The 14,667-nt window shown below is 59.9% G+C and carries 15 protein-coding genes; 11 read left to right on the top strand and 4 right to left on the bottom strand.

Annotated elements, in window-relative coordinates:
* Positions 1-62: 62 nt before the first annotated feature.
* The 6 genes from BXA01_RS09175 to BXA01_RS09150 all read left to right on the top strand — a co-directional run bounded on the left by BXA01_RS09175 (position 63) and on the right by BXA01_RS09150 (position 7,125).
* On the top strand, positions 63-1,364 hold the full coding sequence (locus BXA01_RS09175) for an ABC transporter substrate-binding protein (protein WP_024014061.1): 1,302 nt from the start codon (positions 63-65) through the stop codon (positions 1,362-1,364).
* Between the two features lie 112 nt (positions 1,365-1,476).
* The gene (locus tag BXA01_RS09170; protein WP_076563922.1) at positions 1,477-2,385 is read left to right on the top strand and encodes a carbohydrate ABC transporter permease; all 909 of its coding nucleotides are present in this window, start codon (positions 1,477-1,479) and stop codon (positions 2,383-2,385) included.
* On the top strand, positions 2,378-3,223 hold the full coding sequence (locus BXA01_RS09165; RefSeq protein WP_016773534.1) for a carbohydrate ABC transporter permease: 846 nt from the start codon (positions 2,378-2,380) through the stop codon (positions 3,221-3,223). The genes BXA01_RS09170 and BXA01_RS09165 overlap by 8 nt, the downstream gene beginning before the upstream one ends.
* Before the next feature lie 2 nt (positions 3,224-3,225).
* Positions 3,226-4,386: an ABC transporter ATP-binding protein gene (locus BXA01_RS09160; protein WP_076563921.1), complete on the top strand. Its 1,161-nt coding sequence runs from the start codon at positions 3,226-3,228 to the stop codon at positions 4,384-4,386.
* Between the two features lie 221 nt (positions 4,387-4,607).
* The gene (locus tag BXA01_RS09155; RefSeq protein ID WP_076563920.1) at positions 4,608-5,957 is read left to right on the top strand and encodes a carbohydrate porin; all 1,350 of its coding nucleotides are present in this window, start codon (positions 4,608-4,610) and stop codon (positions 5,955-5,957) included.
* 313 nt (positions 5,958-6,270) lie between these two features.
* Positions 6,271-7,125 (top strand): D-hexose-6-phosphate mutarotase, encoded by an 855-nt coding sequence (locus BXA01_RS09150; protein ID WP_076563919.1) that lies wholly within the window; start codon positions 6,271-6,273, stop codon positions 7,123-7,125.
* 127 nt (positions 7,126-7,252) lie between these two features.
* Here BXA01_RS09150 and BXA01_RS09145 read toward each other — a convergent pair whose 3' ends face one another.
* The gene (locus BXA01_RS09145) at positions 7,253-8,113 is read right to left on the bottom strand and encodes a MurR/RpiR family transcriptional regulator (protein ID WP_169842436.1); all 861 of its coding nucleotides are present in this window, start codon (positions 8,111-8,113) and stop codon (positions 7,253-7,255) included.
* Positions 8,114-8,339: 226 nt separating this feature from the next.
* On the opposite strand from BXA01_RS09145, the gene zwf reads away from it, so the two are divergent.
* The 4 genes from zwf to BXA01_RS09125 all read left to right on the top strand — a co-directional run bounded on the left by zwf (position 8,340) and on the right by BXA01_RS09125 (position 11,932).
* Complete coding sequence (gene zwf, locus BXA01_RS09140; RefSeq protein WP_016773537.1) at positions 8,340-9,806, top strand: glucose-6-phosphate dehydrogenase; 1,467 nt, start codon at positions 8,340-8,342, stop codon at positions 9,804-9,806.
* Positions 9,793-10,506 carry a 6-phosphogluconolactonase gene (gene pgl / locus BXA01_RS09135; protein ID WP_076563918.1) on the top strand — a complete coding sequence of 238 codons (714 nt, stop codon included), beginning with the start codon at positions 9,793-9,795 and terminating at the stop codon, positions 10,504-10,506. The genes zwf and pgl overlap by 14 nt, the downstream gene beginning before the upstream one ends.
* Before the next feature lie 17 nt (positions 10,507-10,523).
* Positions 10,524-11,189, top strand: a complete 666-nt coding sequence (locus BXA01_RS09130; protein WP_016773539.1) for a bifunctional 4-hydroxy-2-oxoglutarate aldolase/2-dehydro-3-deoxy-phosphogluconate aldolase — start codon at positions 10,524-10,526, stop codon at positions 11,187-11,189.
* A gap of 170 nt (positions 11,190-11,359) precedes the next feature.
* Entirely contained in the window at positions 11,360-11,932 is a 573-nt protein-coding gene (locus BXA01_RS09125) for a hypothetical protein (protein WP_076563917.1), read from the top strand.
* On the opposite strand, the gene BXA01_RS09120 is transcribed toward BXA01_RS09125, so the two are convergent.
* On the bottom strand, positions 11,929-13,110 hold the full coding sequence (locus BXA01_RS09120) for an aminotransferase class V-fold PLP-dependent enzyme (protein WP_076563916.1): 1,182 nt from the start codon (positions 13,108-13,110) through the stop codon (positions 11,929-11,931). The genes BXA01_RS09125 and BXA01_RS09120 overlap by 4 nt on opposite strands.
* Before the next feature lie 30 nt (positions 13,111-13,140).
* Positions 13,141-13,377, bottom strand: a complete 237-nt coding sequence (locus tag BXA01_RS09115) for a DUF3820 family protein (RefSeq protein ID WP_003227425.1) — start codon at positions 13,375-13,377, stop codon at positions 13,141-13,143.
* Between the two features lie 206 nt (positions 13,378-13,583).
* Here BXA01_RS09115 and BXA01_RS09110 point away from each other — a divergent pair, with 206 nt between their 5' ends.
* On the top strand, positions 13,584-14,051 hold the full coding sequence (locus tag BXA01_RS09110; protein ID WP_016773542.1) for a ferritin-like domain-containing protein: 468 nt from the start codon (positions 13,584-13,586) through the stop codon (positions 14,049-14,051).
* A 123-nt stretch (positions 14,052-14,174) separates the two neighbouring features.
* Here BXA01_RS09110 and BXA01_RS09105 read toward each other — a convergent pair whose 3' ends face one another.
* Positions 14,175-14,645, bottom strand: coding sequence for a MaoC family dehydratase (locus BXA01_RS09105; protein ID WP_003227420.1), 471 nt, complete (start codon positions 14,643-14,645; stop codon positions 14,175-14,177).
* Positions 14,646-14,667 lie beyond the last annotated feature (22 nt).

Raw genomic sequence — 14,667 nt, 5'->3', positions numbered from 1 at the left:
AAACTCCGTGCAGCGCAAGCACCAGACTTGCAATGCATAACAACAAGAAAGGTACATCTCGAATGAATGCGATTTCTCGCCTCGCTACTGTCATTTCTGTCGCCTCCCTGTTCCCGCTCGCAATCCTGCCGCTCAGTGTCTCCGCCGCCGATTCCAAAGGTTCGGTCGAAGTCGTGCACTGGTGGACTTCCGGTGGCGAAAAAGCCGCTGTCGATGTGCTCAAGGCCCAAGTCGAAAAAGACGGTTTCACCTGGAAGGACGGCGCTGTTGCCGGTGGTGGCGGTGCGACTGCCATGACCGTGCTGAAAAGCCGTGCCGTTGCCGGCAACCCGCCAGGCGTTGCCCAGATCAAAGGCCCGGACATCCAGGAATGGGCGTCGACCGGCCTGCTCGACACCGACGTTCTGAAAGACGTCGCCAAGTCGGAAAAGTGGGACAGCCTGCTCGACAAGAAAGTCTCCGATACCGTGAAGTACGACGGTGATTACGTGGCCGTGCCGGTGAACATTCACCGCGTGAACTGGCTGTGGATCAACCCGGAAGTCTTCAAGAAAGCCGGCATCACCAAGAATCCAACCACCCTCGAAGAGTTCTACGCAGCCGGCGACAAGCTGAAAGCGGCGGGCTTCATTCCGCTCGCCCACGGCGGTCAGCCATGGCAGGACAGCACCGTGTTCGAAGCCGTGGTGCTCTCGGTCATGGGCGTGGATGGCTACAAGAAAGCCCTGGTTGATCTCGACAACAAAGCGCTGACCGGCCCGGAAATGGTCAAGGCGCTCACTGAGCTGAAGAAAGTCGCGACCTACATGGACGCGGACGGCAAAGGCCAGGACTGGAACCTCGAAGCGGCCAAGGTCATCAACGGCAAGGCCGGCATGCAGATCATGGGTGACTGGGCCAAGTCCGAATGGACCGCCGCCAAGAAAGTCGCCGGCAAGGACTACGAGTGCGTAGCGTTCCCGGGCACCGACAAGGCGTTCACCTACAACATCGACTCGCTGGCCGTGTTCAAGCAGAAGGACGCAGGCACTGCGGCCGGTCAGCAGGACATCGCCAAAGTCGTGCTGGGTGAGAACTTCCAGAAAGTCTTCAGCATCAACAAAGGTTCGATCCCGGTACGCAATGACATGTTGAACAACATGGACAAGCTCGGCTTCGATTCCTGCGCACAGACCGCAGCCAAGGACTTCCTCGCGGACGCCAAGTCCGGCGGCCTGCAACCAAGCATGGCGCACAACATGGCGACCACGCTGGCCGTGCAGGGCGCGTTCTTTGACGTAGTCACCAACTACATCAACGACCCGAAAGCCGACCCGGCCGATGCTGCGAAGAAACTCGGCGCGGCGGTTCAGTCGGCCAAATAGGCGCCTTGACGGCGAGCTGCAAGCTTCAAGCTGCAAGTTAAAGGCTTGCGCGCTGCTGGTCTTGTAGCTTGCAGCTTGCAGCTGTTCTTCTCTTTCTTTTCTGGATTTGCTCATGAGTTCTGTTGCTGTGTTCAGCAAGGCCTCGCCGTTCGATGCATTGCAGCGCTGGCTACCGAAACTGGTGCTGGCGCCGAGCATGTTCATCGTGCTGGTGGGCTTCTATGGCTACATCCTGTGGACGTTCATTCTGTCGTTCACCACCTCGACTTTCCTGCCCAACTACAAGTGGGCCGGTCTGGCGCAATACGCGCGGTTGTTCGACAACGATCGCTGGTGGGTGGCGAGCAAGAACCTCGCCGTGTTCGGCGGCATGTTCATCGGCATTACCCTGGTGATCGGCGTGTTGCTGGCGGTGTTCCTCGACCAGCGCATCCGTCGCGAAGGCTTTATCCGCACCATTTACCTGTACCCGATGGCGCTCTCGATGATCGTCACCGGTACCGCATGGAAATGGCTGCTCAACCCGGGCATGGGCCTGGACAAATTGTTGCGTGACTGGGGCTGGGTAGGCTTCCGTCTGGACTGGTTGATCGACCCCGATCGCGTGGTCTACTGCCTGGTGATCGCCGCTGTGTGGCAAGCCTCTGGCTTCATCATGGCGATGTTCCTCGCCGGCCTGCGTGGCGTCGATCAATCGATCATCCGTGCTGCGCAGATCGACGGCGCGAGCATGCCGCGCATTTACTGGAAAGTCGTGCTGCCAAGCCTGCGTCCGGTGTTCTTCAGTGCGGTGATGATCCTCGCGCACATCGCGATCAAGAGCTTCGACCTGGTTGCGGCAATGACCGCCGGCGGTCCGGGTTATTCCTCCGATCTGCCAGCGATGTTCATGTATTCCTTCACCTTCAGTCGCGGCCAGATGGGCATGGGCTCGGCCAGTGCGATTCTGATGCTCGGTGCGATCCTCGCGATCATCGTGCCTTACCTGTATTCCGAGCTGAGGACCAAGCGTCATGACTAGTCTCGCTGCCAAACCTGCGATCAGCTTCAGTCGCATCGCGATCTATGCGGTGCTGATCCTCGCGGTGTTCCTCTATCTGGTGCCGCTGGTAGTCATGTTGCTGACCAGCTTCAAGACCCCGGAAGACATCAGCACCGGCAACCTGCTGAGCTGGCCGACCGTGGTCAGCGGCATTGGCTGGGTCAAGGCCTGGGCCACGGTTGACGGCTACTTCTGGAACTCGATCAAGATCACCGTACCGGCCGTAATCATCTCCACCGCGATCGGTGCGTTGAACGGTTACGTGCTGTCGATGTGGCGCTTCCGTGGTTCGCAGTTGTTCTTCGGTCTGCTGCTGTTCGGCTGCTTCCTGCCGTTCCAGACCGTGCTGCTGCCGGCCTCGTTCACCCTCGGCAAGATGGGCCTGGCGAGCACCACCACCGGTCTGGTGTTCGTGCACGTGGTTTACGGTCTGGCGTTCACCACACTGTTCTTCCGCAACTACTACGTGAGCATTCCCGATGCGCTGGTCAAGGCTGCGCGTTTGGATGGCGCGGGTTTCTTCACGATTTTCCGCCGCATCATTCTGCCGATGTCGACGCCGATCATCATGGTCTGCCTGATCTGGCAGTTCACCCAGATCTGGAACGATTTCCTGTTCGGTGTGGTGTTCTCCAGCGGTGATTCGCAACCGATCACCGTGGCGCTCAATAACCTGGTCAACACCAGCACCGGCGCCAAGGAATACAACGTGGATATGGCAGCGGCGATGATCGCCGGCCTGCCGACCCTGCTGGTCTATGTGGTCGCAGGCAAGTATTTCGTGCGCGGGCTGACGGCCGGCGCGGTCAAGGGGTAATCATGGCTACGCTTGAACTTCGCAACGTAAACAAGACCTACGGGGCCGGCCTGCCGGACACCCTGAAGAACATCGAACTGTCGATCAAGGACGGTGAATTCCTGATCCTCGTCGGCCCGTCGGGCTGCGGCAAATCGACCTTGATGAACTGCATCGCCGGTCTGGAAACCATCACTGGCGGTGCGATCATGATCGGTGATCAGGACGTCAGCGGCATGAGCCCCAAGGATCGCGACATCGCCATGGTGTTCCAGTCCTACGCGCTGTACCCGACCATGAGCGTGCGCGAGAACATCGAGTTCGGCCTGAAGATCCGCAAGATGCCGCAGGCAGCGATCGACGAAGAAGTCGCCCGTGTGGCCAAGCTGTTGCAGATCGAACACCTGCTCAATCGCAAGCCGGGCCAGCTCTCCGGTGGTCAGCAACAGCGCGTGGCGATGGGCCGTGCTCTGGCGCGGCGGCCGAAGATCTACCTGTTCGACGAACCGCTGTCGAACCTCGATGCGAAGTTGCGCGTCGAGATGCGCACCGAAATGAAACTGATGCACCAGCGCCTGAAAACCACCACGGTCTACGTGACCCACGACCAGATCGAAGCGATGACTCTGGGCGACAAAGTCGCGGTGATGAAGGACGGCATCATTCAGCAATTCGGTACGCCGAAAGACATCTACAACAACCCGGCCAACCTGTTCGTGGCGAGTTTCATCGGTTCGCCGCCGATGAACTTCATTCCGCTGCGTTTGCAGCGCAAGGACGGTCGCCTGCTGGCGCTGCTCGACAGCGGCCAGGCGCGCTGCGAATTGCCGATGAGCATGCAGGACGCCGGCCTTGAAGACCGCGAAGTGATCCTTGGCCTGCGCCCGGAGCAGATTGTTCTGGCCAGCGGCGAGGGCAATGGTCTGCCGAGCATCCGTGCCGAAGTGCAGGTCACTGAACCGACCGGTCCGGACACCCTGGTGTTCGTCAACTTGAACGACACCAAGGTCTGCTGCCGACTGGCGCCGGACGTGGCACCGCAGGTGGGCGAAAGCCTGACGCTGCAGTTCGATCCATCGAAAGTGTTGTTGTTCGATGCCAATACCGGTGAGCGTCTGGGCGTTGCGGGCCAGGTGCAGACAGAAACCCGGTCGGCGAATGTGGCGCAGTTCAAAGGCCGCTGAAAAACAATGCTGGAATGCGGTCCTGTGGGAGCTGGCTTGCCAGCGATGGCATCAAACCGGTTTGGCGACAGACCGAGTCGCTCGCATCGCTGGCAAGCCAGCTCCCACAAGGGCCGGTTCCACAAAAAGGAGCACGCGGTGAATGGCCTGTCATTCGTCGCACTTTATGTAAACCGCGTTAGATAAAAACAGTTAATAACAATAAAGACGAGGATGTAGGGATGAAAAAGAAACACGTCAATGCCCGGTTGATCTGCCAGGTTTCAGCGGCAGCTGCACTGGTGCTGGCCGGTAATGCGATGGCGGCGGATGCGTTCAGCTCCGACTCCAAGTGGATGACCGGCGACTGGGGCGGTGAGCGCACCAAGCTGATCGAGCAGGGTATCGACATCAAGGCCGACTACGTTGGCGAGATGGGCGCCAACCTGAACGGCGGCTACAACGACGACAAGACCGCGCGTTACGCCGACCAGTTCGGTCTGGGCGTGGCCCTCGACCTGCAGAAACTGTGGGGCTGGGACAACACCCAAGCGAAGATCCAACTGACCAATCGTAACGGCTACAACATCTCCAACGACCGCGTTGGCGATCCGCGTGCCGGCACCCTCAGCTCCTCGCAGGAAGTCTACGGCCGTGGCCACATGGTGCGTCTGACCCAGTTGTGGATTCAGCACCAGTTCTTCGACAACAAACTCGACGTCAAGGCCGGTTACTTCGGTGAAGGCGAAGACTTCAACACCTTCCCGTGCGACTTCCAGAACCTGGCGTTCTGCGGTTCGCAAGTGGGTAACTGGGCGACCAACATCTGGTACAACTGGCCCGTCAGCCAGGCCGCGATCCGTGTGAAGTACAACATCAACGACGAGCTCTACGCGCAAATCGGTGCGTACAACCAGAACCCGTCGCAACTGGAACACGGCAACGGCTTCAAGCTCAGCGGCAGCGGCACCAAAGGTACCGTGCTGCCGGTTGAATTGGTCTGGTCGCCGAAGGTCAACAGCCTGCCGGGCGAATACCGCGTCGGTTACTACAAGAGCACGGCCGATGCCGACGACGTTCGCGAAGACGTCAACGGTTTCGACGCGGCGACCACCGGTGATGACTACAAGTCGCACAACAGCAAAAGCGGTTACTGGTTCGTTGCGCAACAGCAACTCACCAGCCACAACGGTGATGCCACTCGCGGTCTGAACATCGCCGCCAACGCGACCTTCCATGACAAGGACACCAACTTCATCGACAACTACCAGTCGGTGATGTTTGTCTACAAAGGCCCGTTCGATGCGCGTCCGAAGGATGACATCGGTATCGGCGCGGCGCGTATCCACGTCAACAAGGACGTCAAGCGCAATGCTGAACTGCTGAACGCTGCGAACGGTGTGTCCGACTACGACAACGCCGCGTTCTCGCCGATTCGTGAAACCGAATACAACTACGAACTCAACTACGGCATCCATGTCACCAACTGGCTGACCGTGCGTCCCAACCTGCAATACATCACCCATCCGGGCGGTGTGGATGAAGTCGATAACGCTTTGGTCGCTGGCCTGAAAATTCAGTCAACGTTCTGACGCGTCTGCGATAAGCTCCTCTCTATGTGCGCATTTTGCGGACAGCCCAGGCTGTCCGCTTTTTTTTGTGACACAGGTCAGATGTGTTGCTTGATGATTTTTTGTGGCTGGAGAGCTTTTTGTGGCGAGGGGATTCATCCCCGCTGGGCTGCGAAGCGGCCCCAAATCCGATAAGCACAATCTGGCTGATACACCTCGGTGAATGGTATTCAGGGCCGCTTCGCGACCCAGCGGGGATAAATCCCCTCGCCACAAAGTGCTATGCAAGGCTTTTGGATTGATAAGTACCCCATGATTTTCAGGACCGTAGCCAATGCATGAGCATCCGCTGCAACGTTTCTTCAAATCCCTGCGCGAGCGACCGGTGTTCGCCTGGGAGCGCTATCAGATGCGCGACGTGTTGGTGATCGATCATCCCCTGTGTCAGGCGGTGTTCAGTCGGCAGGGCGCGCAGTTGCTGCACTTTCAGCCGCGCGGGCAGAAGCCGTGGTTGTGGTGCGCGGCTAAGTGGCCGCATGTCGGCGCGATTCGTGGTGGCGTGCCGGTGTGCTGGCCGTGGTATGGCCGTCATCCGAGCGAAAACGCGTGGCCGTCCCATGGTTGGGCGCGACTGCTCGACTGGAAACTGCTCGACAGCAGCAGCGCCGAAGACGGCGTGCGCCTGCACTGGCAATTGCAGCTGTGCGATTGGCAGGTCGACCTGCACGCGCACCTGGGCGAGCGCATGGAATTACACCTGAGCACCGAGCATCAGGACGACATGCCGTGCCAGTTGAGCCAGGCTTTGCACGCTTACTGGCGTATAGGCGATGTTGGTGAGATAGCGCTGTCTGGGCTCGAAGGCGCGCAGGGTTATGACCAGTTGAATCGCCAGGTTTGCCAGCAGGAAGGTGAATTGCGGGTCGATGGCGGCTGTCAGCGGGTGTTTCAGCATGATGGCGAATTGCAGCTCAAGGATCACGCCTGGCAGCGCGAGTTGTGCATCGATACCGGTGACAGCGGCGACACCGTCGTCTGGCATCCCGGCGCGCGGCCGTTGCTGGGGGTGAGTTGGGACGAGATTTCCGAATTCGTCTGCGTGGAAGCAGCGGCGGGCGGCACGGACAGTCTGCACCTGGCGCCGGGGGAGAAGGCGCATTTGAGTTTGCAGGCGTGGGCAGCGGCCTGATTGAAAGCCCAGCGGCGAGTCGACTGGCCCTTTCGCGAGCAGGCTCGCTCCCACAGGGGAATGCATTCCAAAATGTGGGAGCGAGCCTGCTCGCGAAGAGGGCGGATCAGTCAGCCGAGATTCCGGATCAATTGAATTCGTCACCCACCGGATACCGGCTGGCATTCAAACTCTCTTTGATCTTGCGCAAATGCGGCTGGAAATCCACGCCACGGCGCAGGGTCATCCCCGTCGCCAGCACATCCAGCACCGTCAACTGAATGATCCGCGAGGTCATCGGCATATAGATGTCGGTGTCTTCCGGCAACGGAATGTTCAGGCTCAAAGTACTGGCCTTGGCCAGCGGCGAATTCTCCGCCGTCAAACCCAACACCGAAGCACCGTTCTCCCGGGCGATCCGCGCCACTTCCACCAGCTCACGGGTACGCCCGGTGTAGGAAATGATCACGAACAGCTCACCGGTGTGCGCCACCGAAGCAATCATCCGCTGCATCAGCACATCGGCGTGCGCGGTAACCGCTAGGTTGAAGCGGAAGAACTTGTGCTGCGCATCCAGCGCCACCGGGGCAGAGGCGCCGAGGCCGAAGAAATGGATCTGCCGGGCCTGGATCAACAGGTCGACGGCGCGGCTGATCAGGTTCGGGTCGAGCGCCTGGCAAGCACTGTCCAGGGAAGCGATGGCGCTGCCGAAAATCTTCTGCGTGTACGCCTCGGGATTGTCATCGGCCTCGACCGCGCGGCTGACATATGCCGCACCACTGGCCAGGCTCTGCGCCAATTGCAGCTTGAGTTCGGGGTAGCCGCTGACACCGAACGAACGGCAGAAACGGTTGACCGTCGGTTCGCTCACCGAGGCGGCTTGGGCGAGGGCGGCGATGCTGAAGCGGGTGGCCTGCTGCGGATTGAGCAGAATCACCTCGGCGACCTTACGTTCGGCCTTGTTCAGCTCTTCAAGGCGACTCTGGATCTGTTCCAGTAAATTTCGCACGCGGTCCATATGGAATTCCTGATTCACCGACGCAGAGTTGCGTCGGGCTATGCAAATTGGGCCTTTGATATGGCCCGTGACGGTGGCCTATCCTACTGATGCGTCCGGGCGACCACCACTCGGATTGAGTATTCTGCGAAAATGTTGTGGTTATTACTACATTTTCCCTTGAGTGATGCCTTGAAAAAAGGTATTTGTAGCTTAACTTGATAAAAGAACAAACATCATGCCTTCCATTACGGTTGAACCGTGCACCTTTGCCTTGTTCGGCGCGCTTGGCGATCTGGCCCTGCGCAAGCTGTTTCCTGCCCTGTATCACCTTGACGGTGCCGACCTGCTGCACGAGGACACGCGCATCATCGCGCTGGCCCGTGAGCCCGGCAGCGAGCAGCAGCACATGGCGTTCATCGCCGCCGAATTGCGCCGTTACGTCGGCAAAGAGCTGAACGAAACCGTAGCCGAGCGCTTTCTCGCGCGCCTGACCTACCTGCACGTCGACTTCCTCAAGGCTGAGGATTACGTGGCGCTGGCGGAACTGGCCGGCAGCAGCCAGCGCATGATTGCCTACTTCGCCACCCCGGCGGCGGTGTACGGCGCGATCTGCGAGAACCTCGAGAAAGTCGGTCTGGCCGAAAACACCCGTGTAGTGCTGGAAAAACCGATCGGCTCTGACCTGGAGTCCTCGCGCAAGGTCAACGACGCAGTAGCGCAGTTTTTCCCGGAAGACCGCACCTACCGCATCGACCACTACCTGGGCAAAGAAACCGTTCAGAACCTGATCGCCCTGCGTTTCGCCAACAGCCTGTTCGAAACCCAGTGGAACCAGAATTACATCTCCCACGTGGAAATCACCGTGGCCGAGAAGGTCGGCATCGAAGGCCGTTGGGGCTATTTCGACAAGGCCGGCCAACTGCGCGACATGATCCAGAATCACCTGTTGCAGCTGCTCTGCCTGATTGCCATGGACCCGCCGGCCGACCTGTCCGCCGACAGCATCCGTGACGAGAAAGTGAAAGTGCTCAAGGCGCTCGCGCCGATCAGTCCGGAAGGCCTGACCACACAAGTGGTGCGCGGCCAGTACATCGCCGGCCACAGCGAGGGGAAATCCGTTCCGGGTTACCTCGAAGAACCGAATTCCAACACCCAGAGCGACACCGAAACCTTCGTCGCCCTGCGTGCCGACATCCGCAACTGGCGCTGGGCCGGCGTGCCGTTCTACCTGCGTACCGGCAAGCGCATGCCGCAGAAGCTGTCGCAGATCGTCATCCACTTCAAGGAACCCTCGCACTACATCTTCGCCCCGGAGCAGCGCCTGCAGATCAGCAACAAACTGATCATCCGCCTGCAACCGGACGAAGGCATTTCCTTGCGCGTGATGACCAAAGAGCAGGGCCTGGACAAGGGCATGCAACTGCGCAGCGGCCCGCTGCAACTGAATTTCTCCGACACCTGGCGTAGCGCGCGGATCCCCGATGCCTACGAGCGGTTGTTGCTGGAAGTGATGAACGGCAATCAGAACCTGTTTGTCCGTAAAGATGAAATCGAAGCCGCGTGGAAGTGGTGTGACCAGCTGATCGCCGGGTGGAAGAAATCCGGTGACGCGCCCAAGCCGTATGCGGCCGGGTCGTGGGGGCCGATGAGCTCCATTGCTTTGATCACGCGGGACGGGAGGTCGTGGTATGGCGATATCTGATGTGCAACTGCCGACGGGCGTGACTGCCCGCGAATTCAACAGCCCGGTGCTGCTCGCCGAAGGCCTGGCGCTGAACGTTGCCAAGCAACTGAGCGACGCCATTGTCGCGCGCGGCAACGCGGTGCTGGTGGTGTCCGGCGGGCGCAGCCCGGTCGCGTTTTTCCAGCACCTGGCCAAGCAGGAGCTGGACTGGTCGAAGGTCGTTGTGACCCTGGCCGACGAGCGTTGGGTGCCGGTCGAACACGCCGACAGCAATGCCGGCCTGCTCAAGCAGTATCTGCTCAAAGGCCCGGCAGCCAAGGCGCAGTTCCTCAGCCTCTACAGCGCGGCGGCCAACGTCGAGCAGGCTGCTGAACAGGCTGATCGCTTGCTCGCGGAATTGCCGCCGATTGACGTGCTGGTGCTGGGCATGGGCGATGACGGTCACACCGCGTCGCTGTTCCCCGACAGCCCGAACCTCGCCGAAGCCCTGCAAGCCGATGGCACGCGCCGTTGCTGGCCGATGCTGGCGCCCAGCGTGCCGCGTCAGCGCCTGACCATGAGCCGCGCGCTGCTGGCCTCGGCCCGGCACAAGATTCTGTCGATTTCCGGTCAATCGAAACTGACCACCCTGAATGCCGCGCTGGCATCCGATGACGTCGCGGCCATGCCGGTGCGCGCGTTTCTGCAACCTACGTTAGAGATTTACTGGTGCCCATGAGCCAAGGAACAGCCGCTATGACAACCCCATCCCCGACCGTTTCCATGGCGGACAAAGTTGCCCTGATCGACAGTCTCTGCGCCAAGGCGCGGATCCTGCCAGTGATCACCATCGCCCGCGAACAGGACGTGCTGCCGCTGGCCGACGCCCTCGCCGCCGGTGGCCTGACTGCGCTGGAAGTGACCCTGCGTTCGCAGTTCGGCCTCAAGGCCATTCAGATCCTGCGCGAACAGCGCCCGGAACTGATGACCGGTGCCGGCACCGTGCTCGACCGCAACATGCTCGCAGCGGCGGAAGCGGCCGGCTCGCAGTTCATTGTTACCCCGGGCATCACCCGTGACCTGCTCGAAGCCAGCGTCGACAGCCCGATTCCGCTGTTGCCGGGCATCAGCAACGCCTCGGGGATCATGGAAGGCTACGGTCTGGGCTATCGCCGCTTCAAGCTGTTCCCGGCGGAAGTCAGCGGTGGCGTGGCGGCAATCAAGGCGCTCGGCGGCCCGTTCGGCGAAGTGAAATTCTGCCCGACTGGCGGCGTCGGCCCGGCCAATATCAAGAGCTACATGGCGCTGAAAAACGTCATGTGCGTGGGCGGTAGCTGGATGCTTGATCCGGAGTGGATCAAGAACGGCGACTGGGCCCGCATTCAGGAATGCACCGCCGAGGCCCTGGCGCTGCTGGACTGATTGTTACCCGACACTTCGTTGTGTGCTTTACGGCTTTATGGTGCGCTTGGTCGGCGCACCTTTTTTTTGCGCTGAAAAAACTGCCGATACATGCGGCGATACATAGTTACTGCACGCTGTCTTTTTCACGGGGTTAATCTGCGTCCATCTTATGGAAGAGAGAACGCCTCATGGACGACCGTCAGTCTCTGACCCTTACACCACAATCCCGTTATCAACCGAAGCAACTTCCCCTCGGCCGCCCCGCAGCCGATTCCCAAGTGCGCAATATCAGCCAGGGCGTCCAAGGCTTGCCGCTGATCCTGCGTCTGTCGCTGGTCGATGCGATGACCAGCGAGCCGGTCATCGGCGCGCTGGTGCGCATTCAACAGCGTGTCGATGGCGACACCAGCCTGGGCGGCAGTCAATCGACTGACAGCCATGGCATCGTCCGTTTCACCAGTGTCTACCCGGATCGACCTGCGCACGGCGCTGCTTGCCTGAGGCTGAACGTATTCATTCCCGGCGACGAAGCAGGAGCGCAAGCTCACCACGAGGCCTGGGCCGGCACTTTGCACCTCCCAGGCCGCTGCGGCTGTGAAGCTGCCGCCGAGGACGCCTTGCAGTTGGTATTGCAGCCGATCGCCGGCGCCGATCTTGAAGACGGCGCCTTCGCCAGCCAGACCCTCGGCATCGACACCTTCGCCGTGTCGTCGCAACTTGGCCTGGAAGGCTACGAAAAAAACTCCGGAGCGCCGTTCTAGCGCAGTCGATCCAGCGCCCGAACCAGCTGCTCCATCTCGCCAGCCGTGGTGGTCAGCCCCGGGGTAATGCGAATGCACGGCCCGCACGCGGCGCCGGTGCGCACCACGGTGAACAGGTTGAATTCGCTGAGCAGACGCTCGGCCATGGCCTGCTGATCGGCATGCCGGGTGAAGCGCAGCGCGGTGATCCCGCAATACAGTTGCGGGTCGTCCGGCGTCAGCACCTCGATGCCCGGCAGGTGCCGCACCCGGCTGACCCACAGGTTGCGCAGGTAACTCAGGCGTGGGCTTTTGGCAGCGGCGCCGCCGAGGGCGTCGTGCTCTTCGAACACCAGCGGCAAAGTCATCAGCGCCGGGATGTTCGGCGTGCTGTAAGAGGTGCGCGCGCGGATATCGGTAACCGGGTAATGCATCTCGCCCATGTCCGGATCGATATCAGCCAGACGCTGCGGGGCGATATAGATGAAGCCGAGGGTCAGCGGTGCGCCGATCCATTTGTGCAGGTTGTAACCGGCGAAAGCGATGCCCAAGGCTTGCAGGTCGAATTCAATCTGGCCGAGGGCGTGGGCACCGTCGAGGATGATGTCGACGCCATGCTCTTTGGCCAGCGCGGCGATGGCTTGCACCGGCATGACCAGGCCGGTGCGGTGGGTGACGTGGGTCAGGGCCATCAGTTTGAGTTTTGGATGGCGGACGAAAGCCTCGCGGTAGGTTTCGAGCAGGCTGTCGAAACTGGCCGGATGGTGGTGGGCAATTTCGATGACCTCAACGCCACGCTGCTTCGCCAGCCAGCGCATGGCGCCTTTGACCGTGTCGTACTCGAGGTCGCAGATCAGTACCTGATCACCCGGTTGCAGACGATTGTAATTGCGGATCAGCGATTGCAGGCCTTCGGTAGCATTGCGCGTCAGCGCCACGCTTTGCGCGCGCACGCCAATCAGTTCGGCCAGTTGCGCGCGGATTTCGAGGTTGTCGTGCTGTTCAAAGCGCTGGCGTGCATAAATCGAGTTGCTGGTGTTGATCAGCTCGATATTGCGCTGGTATTCCTCGATCACTGTGCGCGACATGCGCCCGAAGTAACCGTTTTCCAGATTGACCGGGCCGGGCTGCACATCGTATCGGTCGGCAAAGGTTTGCCAGAAGGCTTCGTCACGGGCGCGGCGGGTGTTGTCAGGCATGGTCGGCAAGGCTCAAGAGGGAAGGGCGCGTCAGTGGCGCGGTGCGGGTTTGCCGTGTTTGGCGCGCAGCGGTTCGAGCAGGTCGGACAGGCCGTTGTGGTCGATCTCCTGCATCAACGCCAACAGGCCACCGAGTTCACCGTGGGGAAAGCCTTCACGAGCGAACCAGTTCAGATAGGGGCCAGGCAAGTCGGCAATGATCCGCCCTTTGTACTTGCCGAAGGGCATCTCGCGGGTGATCAGCAGTTCGAGTTTTTCCGGATTCATCAGCACGCTTCATCGATTCACATGACAGCCTGGAAAATACAGGCATTCTGCATGCAGGCCAAATGACAGATCATGCAAAAAACCAGCATACAGATGGTTCAATCTTTCTTAACTCACTGAAAACAAAGGTATTTTTACCTGAAGCGAAGCTGGCACGCACACTGCAATATCCCTTGTATCTTCAACCCATCGCAAGGAATTGAAAAATGACCGACATGAATAAAGAAGCCATTTCTGTACTCAACGACCTGATTGAAACCTGCAAGGACGGTCAGGAAGGGTTCAAGACTTGCGCCGAAGACATCAAGCACCCAGAACTGAAAACCCTGTTCGTGCAGCGCTCCGCCGATTGCGCCACCGCAGCAGCCGAGCTGCAGGCTCAGGTACGTTCGCTGGGCGGTGATCCGGAAACTTCGACCAGCGTTGCCGGTGATCTGCACCGTCGCTGGGTCGACGTCAAATCCATGTTCACCGGCAAAGACGAAGAGGCTGTGCTGAACGAAGCCGAGCGCGGTGAAGACCATGCGCTGAAGGCTTATCGTGAAGCGATCGAGAAGATCAACAAGCACAATCTGGTGGGCATCAAGGATCTGGTTGAGCGTCAGTACCACGGCGTACAACGCAACCACGACCAGGTGAAAGCCCTGCGTAACCAGGCTCGTGCCAACTCTTAAGCTGCACTGAAACAACTGTGGGAGCGAGCCTGCTCGCGAATTCGGTGTGTCATGCAATGTTGCTTTTGCTGACACGACCATTTCGCGAGCAGGCTCGCTCCCACTTTTATTTTGTGCGACTGATCAACCGATACTGATCGCCGGCAAAGTCGGCAGCGTGACCGTCTGCTGTTTGCGCGGCGCGAGAATCTCCGCCTCGCCATCCACCACCAATTCATCACGCTGGTTGAATACGCGAGTGGCAATGCGCACGCGGAATTTCGGCAGCTTCTCCAGAATCTCCAGGCGCACCGTCAACGTGTCGCCGATCTTCACCGGCTTCTGAAAGCTCATCTGCTGACCGATATAAATGGTGCCTGGTCCAGGCAATTCACAGGCCACCGCTGCGCTGATCAGCGCACCGCTGAACATGCCGTGGGCGATGCGCTCCTTGAACATGCTGGCGGCGGCAAACTCGGCGTCCAGGTGCACCGGGTTGTGGTCGCCTGACATCGCGGCGAACAGCTGAATGTCGCGCTCTTCGACAGTCTTGCTGTAGCTGGCGGTCTGGCCGACTTCAAGGGCTTCGTAAGGGATGTTGGTTACCTGGGTCATCGGTTTCGATTCCTGTGACGGA

Origin of the sequence: Pseudomonas sp. B10 (assembly GCF_900156235.1) — a bacterium.
GTDB classification, from domain to species: Bacteria; Pseudomonadota; Gammaproteobacteria; order Pseudomonadales; family Pseudomonadaceae; genus Aquipseudomonas; species Aquipseudomonas siliginis.
Note: the sequence above shows the minus strand (reverse complement) of the source record. Positions and strands in the feature narration are given on the sequence as shown.

Excerpts from the sequence above, each read along its gene's own strand:
- BXA01_RS09175 (WP_024014061.1), top strand. The coding sequence starts at position 63 with ATGAATGCGATTTCTCGCCTCGCTACTGTCATTTCTGTCGCCTCCCTG.
- BXA01_RS09170 (WP_076563922.1), top strand. The coding sequence starts at position 1,477 with ATGAGTTCTGTTGCTGTGTTCAGCAAGGCCTCGCCGTTCGATGCATTG.
- BXA01_RS09165 (WP_016773534.1), top strand. The coding sequence starts at position 2,378 with ATGACTAGTCTCGCTGCCAAACCTGCGATCAGCTTCAGTCGCATCGCG.
- BXA01_RS09160 (WP_076563921.1), top strand. The coding sequence starts at position 3,226 with ATGGCTACGCTTGAACTTCGCAACGTAAACAAGACCTACGGGGCCGGC.
- BXA01_RS09155 (WP_076563920.1), top strand. The coding sequence starts at position 4,608 with ATGAAAAAGAAACACGTCAATGCCCGGTTGATCTGCCAGGTTTCAGCG.
- BXA01_RS09150 (WP_076563919.1), top strand. The coding sequence starts at position 6,271 with ATGCATGAGCATCCGCTGCAACGTTTCTTCAAATCCCTGCGCGAGCGA.
- zwf (WP_016773537.1), top strand. The coding sequence starts at position 8,340 with ATGCCTTCCATTACGGTTGAACCGTGCACCTTTGCCTTGTTCGGCGCG.
- pgl (WP_076563918.1), top strand. The coding sequence starts at position 9,793 with ATGGCGATATCTGATGTGCAACTGCCGACGGGCGTGACTGCCCGCGAA.
- BXA01_RS09130 (WP_016773539.1), top strand. The coding sequence starts at position 10,524 with ATGACAACCCCATCCCCGACCGTTTCCATGGCGGACAAAGTTGCCCTG.
- BXA01_RS09125 (WP_076563917.1), top strand. The coding sequence starts at position 11,360 with ATGGACGACCGTCAGTCTCTGACCCTTACACCACAATCCCGTTATCAA.
- BXA01_RS09120 (WP_076563916.1), bottom strand. The coding sequence starts at position 13,110 with ATGCCTGACAACACCCGCCGCGCCCGTGACGAAGCCTTCTGGCAAACC.
- BXA01_RS09115 (WP_003227425.1), bottom strand. The coding sequence starts at position 13,377 with ATGAATCCGGAAAAACTCGAACTGCTGATCACCCGCGAGATGCCCTTC.
- BXA01_RS09110 (WP_016773542.1), top strand. The coding sequence starts at position 13,584 with ATGACCGACATGAATAAAGAAGCCATTTCTGTACTCAACGACCTGATT.
- BXA01_RS09105 (WP_003227420.1), bottom strand. The coding sequence starts at position 14,645 with ATGACCCAGGTAACCAACATCCCTTACGAAGCCCTTGAAGTCGGCCAG.